General features: G+C 39.3%; 14 protein-coding genes and 5 tRNA genes. 14 read left to right on the top strand and 5 right to left on the bottom strand.

Annotation, left to right across the window (positions count from 1 at the left end; translation table 11 throughout):
• Positions 1-144 precede the first annotated feature (144 nt).
• The 6 genes from truA to purF all read left to right on the top strand — a co-directional run bounded on the left by truA (position 145) and on the right by purF (position 6,150).
• Entirely contained in the window at positions 145-939 is a 795-nt protein-coding gene (gene truA, locus ATS74_RS08205; protein WP_058548424.1) for a tRNA pseudouridine(38-40) synthase TruA, read from the top strand.
• Between the two features lie 155 nt (positions 940-1,094).
• Positions 1,095-1,970 (top strand): acetyl-CoA carboxylase, carboxyltransferase subunit beta, encoded by an 876-nt coding sequence (gene accD, locus ATS74_RS08200; protein ID WP_058548423.1) that lies wholly within the window; start codon positions 1,095-1,097, stop codon positions 1,968-1,970.
• 25 nt (positions 1,971-1,995) lie between these two features.
• Positions 1,996-3,261 carry a bifunctional tetrahydrofolate synthase/dihydrofolate synthase gene (gene folC, locus ATS74_RS08195; RefSeq protein WP_058548422.1) on the top strand — a complete coding sequence of 422 codons (1,266 nt, stop codon included), beginning with the start codon at positions 1,996-1,998 and terminating at the stop codon, positions 3,259-3,261.
• Positions 3,262-3,272: 11 nt separating this feature from the next.
• Positions 3,273-3,914 carry an SPOR domain-containing protein gene (locus ATS74_RS08190; protein ID WP_058548421.1) on the top strand — a complete coding sequence of 214 codons (642 nt, stop codon included), beginning with the start codon at positions 3,273-3,275 and terminating at the stop codon, positions 3,912-3,914.
• A 196-nt stretch (positions 3,915-4,110) separates the two neighbouring features.
• The gene (locus ATS74_RS08185; RefSeq protein ID WP_058548420.1) at positions 4,111-4,605 is read left to right on the top strand and encodes a CvpA family protein; all 495 of its coding nucleotides are present in this window, start codon (positions 4,111-4,113) and stop codon (positions 4,603-4,605) included.
• Between the two features lie 18 nt (positions 4,606-4,623).
• On the top strand, positions 4,624-6,150 hold the full coding sequence (purF, locus tag ATS74_RS08180) for an amidophosphoribosyltransferase (protein ID WP_058548419.1): 1,527 nt from the start codon (positions 4,624-4,626) through the stop codon (positions 6,148-6,150).
• A gap of 103 nt (positions 6,151-6,253) precedes the next feature.
• On the opposite strand, the gene ATS74_RS08175 is transcribed toward purF, so the two are convergent.
• Positions 6,254-6,853, bottom strand: a complete 600-nt coding sequence (locus tag ATS74_RS08175; protein WP_058548418.1) for a Yip1 family protein — start codon at positions 6,851-6,853, stop codon at positions 6,254-6,256.
• Between the two features lie 214 nt (positions 6,854-7,067).
• On the opposite strand from ATS74_RS08175, the gene miaE reads away from it, so the two are divergent.
• On the top strand, positions 7,068-7,835 hold the full coding sequence (gene miaE, locus ATS74_RS08170) for a tRNA isopentenyl-2-thiomethyl-A-37 hydroxylase MiaE (protein WP_058548417.1): 768 nt from the start codon (positions 7,068-7,070) through the stop codon (positions 7,833-7,835).
• 406 nt (positions 7,836-8,241) lie between these two features.
• On the opposite strand, the gene ATS74_RS08165 is transcribed toward miaE, so the two are convergent.
• From ATS74_RS08165 to ATS74_RS08155, 3 genes are all read right to left on the bottom strand, one after another.
• Positions 8,242-9,039: a substrate-binding periplasmic protein gene (locus ATS74_RS08165; protein ID WP_058548416.1), complete on the bottom strand. Its 798-nt coding sequence runs from the start codon at positions 9,037-9,039 to the stop codon at positions 8,242-8,244.
• 55 nt (positions 9,040-9,094) lie between these two features.
• On the bottom strand, positions 9,095-9,832 hold the full coding sequence (locus tag ATS74_RS08160; RefSeq protein ID WP_058548415.1) for a UDP-2,3-diacylglucosamine diphosphatase: 738 nt from the start codon (positions 9,830-9,832) through the stop codon (positions 9,095-9,097).
• Between the two features lie 89 nt (positions 9,833-9,921).
• A complete protein-coding gene (locus tag ATS74_RS08155; protein WP_058548414.1) occupies positions 9,922-10,413 on the bottom strand; it encodes a peptidylprolyl isomerase in 492 nt (163 codons plus the stop codon).
• Between the two features lie 132 nt (positions 10,414-10,545).
• Here ATS74_RS08155 and cysS point away from each other — a divergent pair, with 132 nt between their 5' ends.
• On the top strand, positions 10,546-11,931 hold the full coding sequence (gene cysS, locus ATS74_RS08150) for a cysteine--tRNA ligase (protein WP_058548413.1): 1,386 nt from the start codon (positions 10,546-10,548) through the stop codon (positions 11,929-11,931).
• Positions 11,932-12,039: 108 nt separating this feature from the next.
• On the opposite strand, the gene folD is transcribed toward cysS, so the two are convergent.
• Entirely contained in the window at positions 12,040-12,894 is an 855-nt protein-coding gene (folD, locus tag ATS74_RS08145) for a bifunctional methylenetetrahydrofolate dehydrogenase/methenyltetrahydrofolate cyclohydrolase FolD (RefSeq protein ID WP_058548412.1), read from the bottom strand.
• Positions 12,895-13,243: 349 nt separating this feature from the next.
• Here folD and ATS74_RS08140 point away from each other — a divergent pair.
• From ATS74_RS08140 to tig, 6 genes are all read left to right on the top strand, one after another.
• Positions 13,244-13,320, top strand: a tRNA-Pro gene (locus ATS74_RS08140).
• Between the two features lie 43 nt (positions 13,321-13,363).
• Positions 13,364-13,440: transfer RNA gene (locus ATS74_RS08135), tRNA-Arg, on the top strand.
• 24 nt (positions 13,441-13,464) lie between these two features.
• Positions 13,465-13,540 (top strand) — tRNA-His (locus ATS74_RS08130).
• Between the two features lie 15 nt (positions 13,541-13,555).
• A tRNA-Pro gene (locus tag ATS74_RS08125) sits at positions 13,556-13,632 on the top strand.
• Positions 13,633-13,683: 51 nt separating this feature from the next.
• Positions 13,684-13,760, top strand: a tRNA-Pro gene (locus ATS74_RS08120).
• Between the two features lie 372 nt (positions 13,761-14,132).
• Positions 14,133-15,437: a trigger factor gene (gene tig, locus ATS74_RS08115; protein WP_058548411.1), complete on the top strand. Its 1,305-nt coding sequence runs from the start codon at positions 14,133-14,135 to the stop codon at positions 15,435-15,437.
• The last annotated feature ends 84 nt before the right edge of the window (positions 15,438-15,521 follow it).

Here is a 15,521-nt window from a genome sequence, read left to right as displayed (position 1 = left end):
TTTTAGGCATTATAAAAACCGCAATAAGGAATTTATTGCGGTTTTTTTGTAGGTATTCATTGGATCACAACACACTGGCTTTTATTGCATCGCGAGATAGCATAAAATGCCCCGTTCATTAGTACAGTAGGTAAAGCAGTAATTATGCGAGTAGCACTTGGAGTTGAATACAATGGCGCACGTTACAGTGGTTGGCAACGTCAATCACATGTGAATAGTGTACAACAAGAAGTTGAAAAGGCGTTGTCGCGTATTTGTAATCATCCTGTAGAAGTTACCTGTGCGGGACGCACTGATGCTGGCGTTCATGGAACAGGCCAAGTAATACATTTTGATACTGATGCTCAGCGCGATATGGTTGCATTTACTTTAGGCATGAATACGTTAATGCCCAAAGATATCGCTATTCGCTTTGCTCAGCCAGTTTCTGATGACTTTCATGCTCGCTTTAGTGCAACCGCTCGTCGTTATCGTTATGTTATTTATAATTATCCGTTTCGTGGAGCTGTATTAAACGAAGGTGTTACACACTTTCATCACCATTTAGATGAAACTAAAATGCAGCAAGCTTGCCAGTATTTAATAGGTGAGCACGACTTTACCTCTTTTAGAGCGTTGCATTGCCAAGCAAATACGGCAACACGTACAATTCATCACTTATCGGTACAGCGTCAAGGTGATTACGTTATTATAGATATAAAAGCGAATGCTTTTTTACATCATATGGTGCGTAATATTACTGGTTGCCTTATGGATATTGGTTTGCACAAGCATGAGCCTGTATGGCTAAAAGAGCTTTTAGATATTAAAGAGCGAGCAAAAGCCAGCGCCACTGCAAAAGCCGCAGGTTTATATTTAGTTGATGTTGACTACCCTGAACAATTTAATGTACCTAAAACGCCATTAGGGCCTTTATTTTTGCCTGATGTTGATATTTAATCAGCATCTGCTTTTAGCTATTTACTAAGTAGCAGCAACTACTAAGACCAGTTTTTTATACCGTGTTAGTGTAATTCATGTTTTAATTGAAAAAATTTGTCTGTGAGTTATTACTTGCAGGCTCGCGACACAGAACAGCATTAAGAGAGTTGCAAATGAGTTGGCTAGAAAAAATCTTACCAAAAACGACAAAATCATCAGGTCGTAAAGAAATCCCAGAAGGTGTTTGGGCTAAATGTACATCATGTGACTCAATTTTATATAAAGCTGAGTTAGAAAAGTCATTAAATGTATGTCCTAAATGTGCTCATCACATGCGTGTAAGTGGCCGTAAGCGCCTTGAAAGCTTTTTAGATGAAGCTGATCGTGTTGAGCTTGGTACACAACATGAGCCTAAAGATATACTCAAGTTTAAAGATTCTAAAAAGTACTCAGACCGTATTAGCGCAGCTCAAAAAGCAAGTGGTGAAAAAGACGCACTAGTTGCCATGAAAGGGCGCTTAAAAGGCGTACCTATAGCAGCTGTAGCCTTTGAATTTTCGTTCATGGGTGGCTCTATGGCATCTGTGGTAGGTGCACGCTTTGTAGACGCTGTAGATGAATGTTTAGAGCATAACATGCCGCTCATTTGTTTTTCGGCCTCAGGTGGAGCACGTATGCAAGAAGCGCTAATGTCGCTTATGCAAATGGCTAAAACAAGTGCCGCTCTTGCTAAAATGAGCGAAAAAGGTTTACCGTTTATTTCTGTAATGACTGACCCAACTATGGGCGGCGTATCAGCATCTTTAGCAATGCTAGGCGACATTAACGTTGCAGAGCCAAAGGCTTTAATTGGTTTTGCGGGCCCTCGTGTTATTGAGCAAACTGTTCGTGAAACGCTACCAGAGGGTTTCCAGCGTAGTGAATTTTTACTAGAACACGGTGCAATTGATATGATTATCGACCGCCGTGAAATGCGCGATACCTTAGCGCGTATTTTAGCTAAATTTATGAACTTGCCTTCTACTGAACAAGAGCATAGAGTAGCGTAAATTTCAGCTTTACTGATTACACGCTATGACAAAAACAATCCCTAGCCAATCATCAAGCCTTGATGATTGGCTTTGTTATTTAGAAAGTGTTCATCCGGCTAACATAGAAATGGGCCTTGAACGCGTTGCCAGTGTTGCCAATAACATTGGTCTTTTAAACTCCCCTAGCAAAATTATTTTAATTGCAGGCACAAATGGCAAGGGCACAACAGCGCGTTGTTTAGAGTCTTTATTACTTGCTCAAGGCTTTTCTGTTGGCACATACGCCTCACCTCACTTAATACGCTATAACGAACGAGTCCGCATAAATGCTCAAGAACTTGATGATCAATATCATGTAGATGCATTTCATTTGTTAGAACAAGGGCGTAAAGACACACAGCTTACTTATTTTGAATATGGCACCTTAGGCGCTCTTGCTATTTTTAAACGCTGCCAAGTTGATTATGTGTTGTTAGAAGTGGGGTTAGGTGGGCGTTATGACGCAACAAATATAGTGACACCATTTGCCAGCGTCATCACTACAATAGATTTAGATCATAAAGAATATCTAGGCGACACCCGAGAGCTAGTCGCTTACGATAAAGCAGGTATCTTTCGTGAAAACACTCCCGCAATTATAGGTGATTTAAATATACCTCACACCATGACCGATTACGGCGATGAAATTAATGCCAATATGGTTTTATCGGGCAGTGACTTTATTTTTAAAGAAAATGCGCACAGTTTTACCTGGCAGTATAAAGAGCTTGATTTAGAACTAGTTAAACCCGCAATTCCAAGTCAGAATGCTGCAACAGCTTTAACAACGTTAAGTGTGCTAAACCTATTACCTACAGAGCAAGTAATTAAGCAGTGCTTAGCTAGCTTAGCCGTTGAAGGTCGTTTTCAACAACTAAGTGAAGTGCCTTTGGTTTTTACTGATGTGGCTCATAACCCGGAATCTGCTCGTTATTTAGCTAATAAGTTATCAAGCTACGTAGATAAAGGCTTTAAAATTCATGCATTAGCCGCTATGCTTGCTGATAAAGATAAAGCAGGTGTACTTAAAGAAGTAAGCTACTTAGTAAGTCAGTGGTCGGTAGCGAGTTTAGGTGGTCCGCGCGGAGATAGCGCAGAAAACTTAAATAACGCACTTCAAAGTATCTCTCAGGCTAATAATATACACAGTTATAGTAGCGTTGCAGAAGCCCTAGATGGAATTTTACCACAACAAAAAAACGACACTGTTTTGATTGTTTTTGGTTCGTTTTTTACAGTCGCTGGCGCTATTAATTACTTTAAAAAATAGAGAGGATATCGGTGAACTCAGGTTTTATTAATCGCTTAGTCGGAACGAGTATAGTGGTGATCGCAGCAATTGTGTTTATCCCTAATATTCTAGATGGCGAAAAAGTACACTATAAAGAAGGCTTCAAAGCTATTCCAGATAGCCCTGAGTTCAAAACAATTGATCTTCAACAATCAATCGACGAAAAAGTAGCTGATTCAGAGCCGCTAAAGCAAGATGAAATAGAAGATATAACCGCCGATGATGATATCTTAAAGCAGCAGCCAGTGGTTACAGAGAGCGATTATGCTGAGCAACCAAAGCTTGTTGAAGCAACCATAGAGTCAAAAGAGCAGCCAAAGGTTAAAGACGTTGCGCCTGTTAAAGCAAAGCCTATTGCACCTCGTAAAAGTGATGAAAATCTTACTAGCATGGCTTATGTTATTCAATTAGGTAGCTTTTCTCATGTTGCTAATGTTAAAGCGCTTCAGGCTAAATTAAAGGCTCAAGGTTTTAAAACATTTACTAAACCTATAAAAACCCCAAATGGAACACTCACAAAAGTGTTTGTTGGACCATCGCTCAATAAAGCAGAGCTGCAAAAACAGCTCCCTGAGCTAAAAAAGCTTACCAAACTTAATGGTAAAGTGACTCAATACGAAGTGACAAAATAATATTTAAAAAGGCTCATTTAATGAGCCTTTTTTATTTTTAGACAATTATTTTTTTTAATGCTTCAGTGCACATTATGTGTATTTTTATATGTTAATTATTTGTATTAACACCAACATGGTAATCTCCCGTTTAAACTTGCATACAAACGATGTTTGGGTATAGAATGCGCCCCAAATTAGCGACTAATTGGTTCTTATGATCTGGGTTGATTACGCCATTCTTGGCATCATTGCACTGTCTACCATCATCGGTTTAATACGCGGCTTTGTAAAAGAAGCAATGTCATTAGCGGTATGGGCTGGCGCCTTTATCATCTCTAGTTTATTTTACCAATATTTAGCTTCCTTCCTAACAACCATTTCTGAACCCCTTTTAAGAAATGCGGCGGCCATAGCCATATTATTCTTTGCGACGCTACTGTTAGGCGGTTTACTAAACTATATTTTAGGTGAGCTTGTACATCGTACTGGTTTATCGGGTACCGACCGTGTTTTTGGCATAGTGTTTGGTGCTCTACGAGGCGTGTTGGTCGTGAGCGCGTTACTCTTCTTTCTTGATGCTTTTACTGGTGCACCTAGCACGCACTGGTGGGGCAATTCTATTTTGATTCCAGAATTTGGCTTTGTTGTTGAATGGTTTTTTTCGTACCTCGAAAACAACTCTAGCTTTTTAAATTCAGTAAACCGTTAATCGGCGAGGATAAATTACATGTGTGGTATCGTTGGAATAGTCGGAACGTCTCCTGTAAATCAGGCGATATATGATGGCTTAACCGTTTTGCAGCACCGAGGCCAAGATGCCGCGGGTATTATTACCATAGAGAACAATACGTTTAGCTTACGCAAAGCGAATGGTCTTGTGAAAGATGCATTTCACACCCGTCATATGAAGCGACTACAAGGTACAATTGGTATTGGCCATGTGCGTTATCCAACTGCAGGCTCTTCTAGTTCATCTGAAGCGCAGCCTTTTTATGTTAACTCACCATTTGGTATTGCACTTGCCCACAATGGCAACCTTACAAATGCTGAAGCGTTAAAAGAGCAGTTATTTTCAGAAGCTCGCCGTCACGTAAATACAACTTCAGATTCAGAAATTTTGCTTAACATCATGGCACATGAATTAAGCAAATCAGACAAGTTACATTTAGACCCTGAAGATATTTTTACAGCAGTAACCGAAGTAAACAATAAAGTAAGCGGTGGTTATGCAACAATTGCAATGATCATTGGTCACGGTATTGTTGCTTTTCGTGACCCGAACGGTATTCGCCCATTAGTCTTTGGTAAGCGTGAGACCGAAAAAGGCACTGAATATATGTTCGCTTCAGAAAGCGTAGCGTTAAAGCCTGATGGCTTTGAATTTATTCGAGACGTAGCACCTGGTGAAGCTATTTATGTTACAGAGTCGGGTGAGTTTCATTCGCTAAGCTGTGCAGAAAAAGCATCATACTCTCCGTGTATTTTTGAATTTGTTTATTTTGCTCGTCCTGACTCTACCATCGACCGCATGTCTGTTTACGCAACACGCGTAAATATGGGCACTAAACTAGGTGAAAAAATTGCTCGTGAGTGGGCTGATAAAGACATTGACGTAGTTATCCCAATCCCTGAAACATCGTGCGATGTAGCTCTAGAAATTGCTCGTGTGCTTGATTTGCCTTACCGCCAAGGTTTTGTAAAAAACCGTTATATTGGTCGTACGTTTATCATGCCAGGCCAAGAAATGCGTAAAAAGTCAGTGCGTCAAAAACTAAACGCTATTGACCGAGAATTTAAAGGTAAAAATGTACTATTAGTTGATGACTCAATTGTACGTGGTACTACATCAGCACAAATAGTTGAAATGGCACGTGAATCCGGCGCTAAAAACGTATACTTTGCATCGGCAGCACCTGAAATTCGCTTCCCAAATGTGTATGGTATTGATATGCCATCGGCAGCTGAGCTTATTGCTCACGGCCGTGAAGTTGAAGATATAAATACGAGCATTAGCGCAGACGGTTTAATTTTCCAATCATTAAACGATTTAATAGCCGCAGTAAGCCAAGAAAACCCTGAAATTACAAAGTTCGAAACATCTGTTTTCGATGGCCAATACATCACTGGCGATATAGATCAGGATTACTTAAACAGAATAGATAAATTAAGAAATGACTCAGCAAAAAGCACACGCGAAAACGCTATGTCTGCTAATTTAGAAATTCATAATCAAGATGAAAATGAATCAGATTAAGTTGTGATTAAAAATCATCAGGTATAAAAAAAGGAGCTAAATAGCTCCTTTTTTGCGAAGGAAAGAAGGGAACACTTCTATCAAACAACACATATTGATTTGGTTATGTGAACATCGGGCTTACAATCCCATTTGTCCAAAGCATTGCTGTTACTGCTAAAATTATTACCAGCAGAATCAATCCACAGGTCACCACTGAGCTTGCGTAAATAAACCCCCGTTCTTGAGGTATGTGCATCAAAATAGGCACTCCGGTATACAGTAAATAAACAGAATAAGCCAAAGCCAGTATTCCTATACACACAACAAACCAAAGTTCAGGCCAAAATGCGCCAAGTGCCGACATAAATACAGGGGTTGCCGTATAAGCGGCAAGCTCTAATGTTTGAGTAAATGTAGGTTTAGCGCCAAACGTTATAGCCATCCAATGTGCTAAATAGGCAAGTGCAAAAACACCTCCAATTAATGCTATGTACATCGCAGCTGCAATGAGTAGGGCACTATCGTGAGTTAAAAAAACGGGGGCACCAGTACCTATACTCCATCCTAAATATACAGATGAGTAATACCCCATAATTGAGGGAAATAAAGCAATAAGCAGTATATGCGATAAGCTATAAGTTAAACTTTCGTGACGGTTATCTATTGTTTGCCATTCTTCGAGTGGGTGGGCATAAATGCCCCAAAGGTGATTCAGTATCATAGCGGTACTCCATAAAAGGAACGTATTACTGTTGGTTTTAATTGTTTATAGTTAGTTTGTTTTTTATACAGTATCTATATTTATGGTTTAGTTCATAAACAAAGTCAAGTTAACTCGTTATTAACATTTTAAGTAGCTTGTTTTACCAAGTTTTATTCTTCGTTATTTTTCGTGTTAAAATGCATTTTTATTTTTTGAAGTAACGAGCAGCAACGTGCCACACAGCGAACTTTTAGCACCTATTAATAATTTTTTATTGTGCGAAACTCCCAATGAATGGGTTATTGAGGCAGTAAAAAAAGAGAACTTATCGGTGATATTAATTGATCACTTAATTTGTGAGTTAAAGGCGGCGCAAAGTGCGATGTTTTTAATTCGTAAATATGCTGTAGATAAAGAAAGTAGCGATGCTTTGCTTGAGTGGCTTAAGCCTTTTGAAACGCTTATTTATAAACGTGAAGGTGACTGGCGTGACCTGGCTGCAAAAAATAAACTCACCAAGTCTATTATTCCTAAATCGAACTCTCCTTACGGACAAGATTTGATAGATAAAATGGTTATGCTTATAAAAGAAGAGCTGCATCATTTTTATCAAGTGCTCGAAATAATGGATGAGTATGGAGTTGAGTATCAAAGTATTACGCCATGTCGATACGCTAAAGGTATGCTACGCAACGTAAAAACATTTGAGCCAAATGCTTTAGTCGATAAATTAATTGTAGGTGCCTACATTGAAGCACGCTCGTGTGAGCGTTTTGCAAAGCTTGCGCCGCATGTAGATAAACGCTTAGGCGATTTTTATATTTCATTACTTCGATCTGAAGCGCGTCATTACCAAGATTATTTAACACTAGCTCAAGAAATTGCCGATTTTGATATTACAGAGCGCGTCGATTTTTTTGCAAAAATAGAAGCTGATCTAATCCAATCTCCAGATGATGATTTTAAGTTTCATAGTGGGGCGCCAACACCTAATAGCTAATTACTTATTATTGCTACTAGGGCTTATTACATTTAAAAGTTAAAATTGCATTTAGATTAGGCCTAATGGGCAGCGCATGGTTAGCGTTCATACTAGGTTACTGCCAATTTATAGGCAGTAACCTCACTGAACAGGTTCTGTCTTGTATAAAAGCCAAACATGCTGTTGTAATACTAATTTGCAATAATACTTAATCATTTTGCGGGGCTAAGCGTGTCGCCACCTACGGTAAAAGCTCTCATTTACGACTGCATGGATGCAGAGGGTAGAGCAATGCAGGAGCAATTGCCAAGAACAACTAAATAGTAATTTTTTGCCTAGCTACCAACAGGTTTTTCCAGTCTCAAAATAGAACACTTAATTAAGCAAATTGGTATAATTCAACCTAGAAAGATAAACACCCCAGTTAGCTCTCAAAATTATTAGCAAACGCTTTTAAATAGTGTTTAATGTATTCATCACTAAAGTGATGCTTTTTTAATACTTTAGCAATAGAACCATTTTTTATAATGGCTTCAAGGCCTGCCTCAAATTGAGTAATCCTCTTGTCATTGTCAGGACTACTTTTAGGTACAATTAAATGAAGCTTATGAATTGCTAAATGTGGTGGTAGGTATTCAATTACTTGTTCTTCGTTTTTTAGTAATTTAGAACTGTGCTTAATCCAATACTCACCTACTTCTTTGGTACCCGCAACCAAATCTACTCGTTCGTTTTGTAGTAAAAATAAGCTATTAACTAAGTTAGCAGTTGAGGTCAGAGATAATCTGGGGTCGTGTGAAAAATCAGCACTTATAGGGTCACCGGCCTCTTTACAGATATTATAAGGCAGTAATGACTCAAGTGAACCATCGTAATTAATTACACTTTTTTTAAGTTTAAAAAGCCCTGAATGAGCAATTGCTAATGGGCGGGAGTAATCAAAAATATCGCTTCTTTGTTTTGAAAAAAAAGCACCAAGAATAGCTGTTTTTTTTTGTTTTTCTAAAAGATTAAGAGAGCGATTCCAAGAAGTAAATTCTATTTCGGTATTTATGTTCTGACTTTTTAAAGCGAGTTTAGTTATCTCAAATAACCAGCCATTATTTGGTAACTCTTCGGAGAAGTAGGGAGGGAAATTTTCGGTCACTATATGCCAAGTTTGCTCGCTTTTAGCTGTATTCGCATAGAAAGCTAAAACTATAAAAAGCAGCACACGGAACATTTATTATCCTTAACTATTTAAATACCTTACATTTAAGGATAGTCAGAAAATAAAATTATGCGAAAGGTGTACTAATTAATTTTTGTGATTGTGGTGTAACCACCAAATATGAGCCTTGAGTGTACCAGTCTCCTAATACTGTGCGCGTAAGCGTTTTATTGTTTAGCGGGTATGTATGAACGTTAGGACGATGAGTGTGGCCGTGTATCATGTTGCTCACATCATGCTTTTTAAACGTTTCTAGAACGGCTTCGTCTACAACATCTAAGATTTCTATTGGCTTGTCGGCTTGGCTTAGTTTGCTTTTTTCACGTGCGTTGCGGGCTATTTTTTTTCTATACCAAAGCGGCATAGCTAGCATAAGCTTTGGCCACCACCAACCACGACTTTTTTTACGGAATTTTTGATATTCAGTATCTTGAGTACACATTTCATCGCCATGTAAAATAACGGTAGGTGTACCGTATAAATCAATCACGGCTTGTTCGCTTAAAAGTGTCATGCCAGCTAAGTTTGCATATTGCTCTCGCATAATAAAGTCGCGGTTGCCATGTATAAAATATACTGGCGTACCTGCATTACTCACAGTTTTTAAATGCTTAGCTACATCGCTTGCAAGTTCAGTGACGTAGTCATCACCTACCCATACTTCAAAAAAGTCACCTAAAATATAAAGCGCATCAACGTCTTGATTTAGAATATTAGATTCTAAAAATTTAAAAAAAGCAGCGCTAATGTCAGGTCTGTTTTCACTTAAATGTAAATCAGCAATAAAGTATGTCTTACGAGTCATAGGGATGTCTTTTCGATATAAATAAAGCGGGCGTATGTATATTGCATAAACACCCGCTGATACTCCACATTACGTGGATAAACGTACTATTAGCTAACAGTAACGCTTTCGATGATCACGTCTTCAAGAGGCACGTCTTGGTGAAAACCGTTGCTACCTGTCGCTACACCTTTAATTTTTTCTACAATGTCCATGCCTTCAACTACTTCAGCAAATACACAGTATCCCCAGCCTTGAGATGTTTCGCTGCTGTGGTTTAAGAAATCGTTGTTGTTAACGTTAATAAAAAACTGTGCAGTAGCTGAATGAGGATCAGGAGTACGTGCCATTGCTAAAGTACCTACTTTATTAGATAGGCCGTTGTTAGCTTCGTTTTGAATCGGATCGTTAACGTCTTTTTGTTCCATACCTGGAACAAAACCACCGCCTTGAACCATAAAGCCATCAATTACACGGTGAAAAATTGTACCGTTGTAAAAACCAGCATTTGCATACTCTAAAAAGTTTTTAACTGTGTTTGGTGCTTCCGCTTCGTGCATTTTAATGGTGATGTCACCAAAGTTTGTGTGTAGAACAACCATGAGGTTTCCTATATCTGGTTTAAATAGTCGCGCTATTTTATCTTAGTTAGCTAAGATTAACAAAGCGCTAGAGCCCATGCTTTGCAAGTGGTAACATACATTTTCTTGATAACAGTGAAGGACACCAACTAAATGGTACAAATATACAACACACTCACGCGACAAAAAGAACAATTTAAACCTATGGTCGAAGGAAAAATCGACATGTATGTGTGTGGTATCACCATTTATGATTACTGTCACATAGGTCATGCGCGTACATTTGTTGGGTTTGACGTAATAGTCCGCTACCTTCGCCATATTGGCTACGACTTAAAATACGTACGCAATATTACCGATGTTGACGATAAAATAATTAAACGTGCAAATGAAAATGGCGAGTCAATAAACGATTTAACACTTCGTATGACTAAAGCAATGCATGAAGATTTCGATAGTTTGAACATGTTACGTCCAGATGTTGAGCCAACAGTAACGGGCCATATGGATGAAATTATTGAAATGGTTGAGCGTTTAGTTGCTAAAGGTCATGCGTATGTTGCGGCTGATGGCGATGTATTATTTGATGTTTCAACGTTTGAGCAATACGGCGCGCTATCTCAGCAAGATTTAACAATGCTTCAGTCAGGCTCACGTGTTGAGGTGGCTCAAGATAAAGACGACCCATTGGACTTTGTTTTATGGAAAAAAGCCAAAGCAGGGGAGCCATCTTGGTCATCTCCATGGGGAGAAGGGCGCCCAGGTTGGCACATTGAGTGTTCAGCAATGAGCTCAAAGCATCTAGGTGAGCATTTTGATATTCATGGTGGAGGTTCTGATTTACAGTTTCCGCATCACGAAAATGAAATTGCTCAATCATGCTGTGCAAATAATGGTAAATACGTAAATACGTGGATCCACACAGGTATGGTGCAAGTTAATAAAGAAAAAATGTCTAAATCTTTAGATAACTTTTTTACTGTACGTGAAGTATTAAAAGCTTACGACGCTGAGTCTGTTCGTTACTTTTTAATATCGGGTCATTACCGCAGCCAATTAAATTACTCGCAAGAGAATTTAGATCAAGCACGTTCGTCACTTGAACGTATTTACACAGCGCTTCGTGATGTAGAGCCGGTAGAATGCGATTTAGAAGGCAACGAGTTCGTTGCCAAGTTTAGAAAAGCAATGAATGATGACTTTAATACACCAGAAGCACTACCTGTGTTGTTCGAACTTGCAAAAGAGTTAAACCGCGTGAAAGATACTGATACTGATACAGATCAAGCTGGTAAGTTAGCGTTTATACTGCGCAGCCTTGGTGAAGTGCTAGGGGTTGCTCAACAAGCACCTGAGGCTTTTTTACAAGGCGGGCAAGATGATGAAGAAGTTGCAACGATTGAAGCTTTAATAGTAAAGCGTAATGAAGCACGTGCGAGTAAAGACTGGGCTGCTGCTGATGAAGCACGTGATGCGCTTAATGCTTTAGGTGTAATACTTGAAGATTCAGCCGGTAAAACAACGTGGCGTAAAGCGTAAATGTTTTAAAAAATAGCTTTAAATAAAAAGGGTTGCCAATTGGCAACCCTCTTTATTTAATCTACATTTTAGTTAATAGATTAATTAGATTAATTATATTAATTGATTTTAGCTGTGGTATTTTTCACATGCTTCTAATGTGTTTTCAATTAAGCTTGCAACTGTCATTGGGCCAACGCCGCCAGGTACAGGTGTTATAAAGTCAGCTTTTTGCTCAGCAACACTGTACTCAACATCGCCTACTAATTTACCGGTATCTAAGCGGTTAATACCTACATCAATAACTATTGCTCCTTCTTTAACCCAATCACCAGGGATAAACTCAGGCTTGCCAACAGCAACTACTAATAAGTCAGCACGGCGAACGTGTGTTTCTAAATCTTGTGTAAATTTATGACATACCGTTGTAGTACAACCTGCCAGTAATAACTCAAGCGACATTGGGCGACCAACTATATTAGATGCACCAACCACAACCGCATGCATCCCTTTATAACGCACACCGGTTGAATCAAGTAAGGTAATAATGCCCTTTGGAGTACAAGGACGAAGCGCTGGCATACGCTGCGCTAAACGACCTATATTATAAGGGTGGAAACCATCAACGTCTTTGTGTGGCGTGATGCGCTCTAAAATCTTTTCAGCGTCTAGGCCTTGTGGCAACGGTAATTGAACTAAGATACCGTCTACTTCAGCATCATTATTTAACTCATCAATTAAATCTAAAAGCGTTTGTTCAGTAGCGTCTGCGGGTAAATCAAAAGATTTTGAAATAAAACCAACTTCTTCACAGGCTTTGCGTTTTGAACCAACATAAACTTGGCTTGCAGGATCTTGTCCTACAAGTACTACTGCGAGTCCTGGTGCACGTAAACCATTTTTAACACGTTCAGATACACGTTCTGCTACTGCACTACGTACTTGTTTTGCGATTGCTTTACCATCAATGATGTTTGCCGTCATGGGTGACCTTTAATTAGGGTTAATTAACTTGATTCCGATACTTTAAAAAGTGAATGCATAAAATAGGGGTAGTAATGCCTATAAAGAATCTATTCTTTAAATTATCACTTTTTAATATAGAGGCTATTTTCGCAGAAAAGCACTAAAGCGCCAAGGTGCTTTTAAGCTATAAAACGTAAGAAGCGTAAAAAGAGTTTAAATTTTAAACCCTACATTGCAATATTTAACCATTGTGAGCTAAAAATAAGCAGTTGATTGGTTTTCTTAAAAAAACGTTTGACCTAACCCCGTCAAATCACTATTATGCACCCCGTTGTCAACGAGGTCATTCGTTAACAATAGTAAGCATCGGCGATTAGCGCAGTTTGGTAGCGCACTTGGTTTGGGTCCAAGGGGTCGCAGGTTCAAATCCTGCATCGCCGACCACTTTTTAAAAGTAAGCTTATTTGTACGCTATGAAGTTTTCGATGCGCCCATAGCTCAGCTGGATAGAGCAACGCCCTTCTAAGGCGTGGGTCGAAGGTTCGAATCCTTCTGGGCGCACCATGTTGAAAACGTGTAAATATAGCGGTGATTGTAGCTCAGTTGGTAGAGCCCCGGATTGTGATTCCGGTTGTCGTGGGTTCGAGCCCCATCAGTCACCCCAATTTACATTGAGTATCGGCGATTAGCGCAGTTTGGTAGCGCACTTGGTTTGGGTCCAAGGGGTCGCAGGTTCAAATCCTGCATCGCCGACCACTTTCTTATAAGTGGTCTTAAATTCAAAGTTTAAGTATTCACAATATATATCGGCGATTAGCGCAGTTTGGTAGCGCACTTGGTTTGGGTCCAAGGGGTCGCAGGTTCAAATCCTGCATCGCCGACCACTTTTATTATATCAAATAATGAAACGTGAAAATTAATACTCTATATTCCATACCTTATCTTTATATTCAAATTCATTAATAAAATTTTAATTACTTACAATCTAATTAGTTTGTTTTTTATTCTGTTGTGTGCGATCAGTGCCGATCTAGCCTAAATAATTGTCCCCTACACTCGACTCTCATGATTATTAGGTTATAATGCCGCGTCTATTGTTTAACATAGTGCCCGAAGGGCAGAGCAGCAATGATATCTCATGGTAGCGACGGATGTATTTAAGCATTAAATTTAGCTTAAATTTTATCAAGACTCATGAAGGTACTTTGTTTGTAAGGAAGGCGAACAGTCGCCAAAATTGAATATTGAGGTAAATCATGCAAGTTTCTGTTGAGACGACTCAAGGCCTTGAGCGCCGTCTGACCATCACCGTTCCTGCAGAGAACGTTGAGACCGAAGTAAAAAAACGCTTACAACAACTGTCAAAAACACAGCGTATTGATGGTTTCCGTGCTGGTAAAGTTCCAGTTTCAGTAATTAACAAGCGTTTTGGTCCTGCAGTTCGTCAAGAAGTTGCTGGCGAAGTAATGCAACGTAATTACATTGAGGCAATCGTTGCTGAAAAAATTAACCCTGCTGGCGCACCATCATTTGCTCCAAAATCTCTTGAAGCAGGTAAAGATTTAGAATTCTCAGCTACGTTTGAAGTTTACCCTGAAGTTGAAGTTCAAGGTTTAGATAAAATTGCTGTAGAAAAACCAGCAGTTACAGTAACTGACGAAGATTTAGCAAACATGCTAGAAACACTTCGTAAACAGCACGCTTCTTGGGCTGATGTTGATACAGCTGCTGGCGAAAACGACCGTGTAACTGTTGATTTCGTAGGTACTATCGACGGTGAAGTATTTGAAGGCGGTAAAGCTGAAGACTTCCCATTAGAACTTGGCCAAGGTCGTATGATCCCAGGTTTTGAAGATAACATCGTAGGTAAAAAAGCAGGCGAAGAAGTAGTTGCTGATGTAACTTTCCCTGATGACTACCACGCTGAAAACCTTAAAGGTAAAGCGGCTCAATTCACTATCACAGTGAAAAAAGTTGAAGCGCAAGAGTTACCTGAATTAAGCGAAGAGTTTGCAACTAAATTCGGTGTTACCGAAGGCGGCGTAGACGCGCTTAAAGAAGAAGTTAAAAAGAACATGACACGTGAGCTTGACCAAGCAGTTAAAGCTAACGTGAAAGACCAAGCAATTAAAGGTCTTTTAGAAAACAACGAAATTGAAGTGCCAAAAGCACTTGTTGATCAAGAAGTTGACGCACTACGTCAGCAAGCAGCTCAACGTTTTGGCGGCGACGCTAAAAACATGCCTGAGCTTCCAGCTGAATTGTTCCATGAGCAAGCTGTAACTCGCGTTAAAACTGGCCTTTTATTAGGTGAAGTGATCAAAGCTAACGACATCAAAGTTGATGATGCTAAAGTTGAAGCACTTATCGCAACAGTAGCGTCTGCATACGAAGATCCAACTGAAGTAGTAGAATACTACAAAGGTAATGATCAACTAATGCAGCAAATGCGTAATGTAGCAATGGAAGAGCAAGCAGTTGAAGCTATTTTAGCTAAAGCAAATGTTTCTGACGTTGAAAAAGCATTTGACGACATCATGAATCCGCAGCAAGGTGCTTAATAAGTCATTGACTTAAGCTCTCGCTAACGATTAAATGGCTCGTGTTACTCTGTTTATGCAGTGTGCCCGGGCCATTTTAGTTTG

It is taken from the genome of Pseudoalteromonas sp. H103, from assembly GCF_001469205.1.
In the GTDB taxonomy this organism is placed as follows: domain Bacteria; phylum Pseudomonadota; class Gammaproteobacteria; order Enterobacterales; family Alteromonadaceae; genus Pseudoalteromonas; species Pseudoalteromonas carrageenovora.
The sequence above is the reverse complement of the archived record's forward strand: the minus strand, read 5'-3'. Positions and strand labels throughout refer to the sequence as shown.

What these genes read in the sequence shown, in the direction of transcription:
- ATS74_RS08175 (WP_058548418.1), bottom strand. Translation starts at nt 6,853, where the DNA reads ATGATACTGAATCACCTTTGGGGCATTTATGCCCACCCACTCGAAGAA.
- ATS74_RS08185 (WP_058548420.1), top strand. Translation starts at nt 4,111, where the DNA reads ATGATCTGGGTTGATTACGCCATTCTTGGCATCATTGCACTGTCTACC.
- tig (WP_058548411.1), top strand. Translation starts at nt 14,133, where the DNA reads ATGCAAGTTTCTGTTGAGACGACTCAAGGCCTTGAGCGCCGTCTGACC.
- cysS (WP_058548413.1), top strand. Translation starts at nt 10,546, where the DNA reads ATGGTACAAATATACAACACACTCACGCGACAAAAAGAACAATTTAAA.
- folD (WP_058548412.1), bottom strand. Translation starts at nt 12,894, where the DNA reads ATGACGGCAAACATCATTGATGGTAAAGCAATCGCAAAACAAGTACGT.
- ATS74_RS08160 (WP_058548415.1), bottom strand. Translation starts at nt 9,832, where the DNA reads ATGACTCGTAAGACATACTTTATTGCTGATTTACATTTAAGTGAAAAC.
- ATS74_RS08155 (WP_058548414.1), bottom strand. Translation starts at nt 10,413, where the DNA reads ATGGTTGTTCTACACACAAACTTTGGTGACATCACCATTAAAATGCAC.
- purF (WP_058548419.1), top strand. Translation starts at nt 4,624, where the DNA reads ATGTGTGGTATCGTTGGAATAGTCGGAACGTCTCCTGTAAATCAGGCG.
- ATS74_RS08165 (WP_058548416.1), bottom strand. Translation starts at nt 9,039, where the DNA reads ATGTTCCGTGTGCTGCTTTTTATAGTTTTAGCTTTCTATGCGAATACA.
- truA (WP_058548424.1), top strand. Translation starts at nt 145, where the DNA reads ATGCGAGTAGCACTTGGAGTTGAATACAATGGCGCACGTTACAGTGGT.
- folC (WP_058548422.1), top strand. Translation starts at nt 1,996, where the DNA reads ATGACAAAAACAATCCCTAGCCAATCATCAAGCCTTGATGATTGGCTT.
- accD (WP_058548423.1), top strand. Translation starts at nt 1,095, where the DNA reads ATGAGTTGGCTAGAAAAAATCTTACCAAAAACGACAAAATCATCAGGT.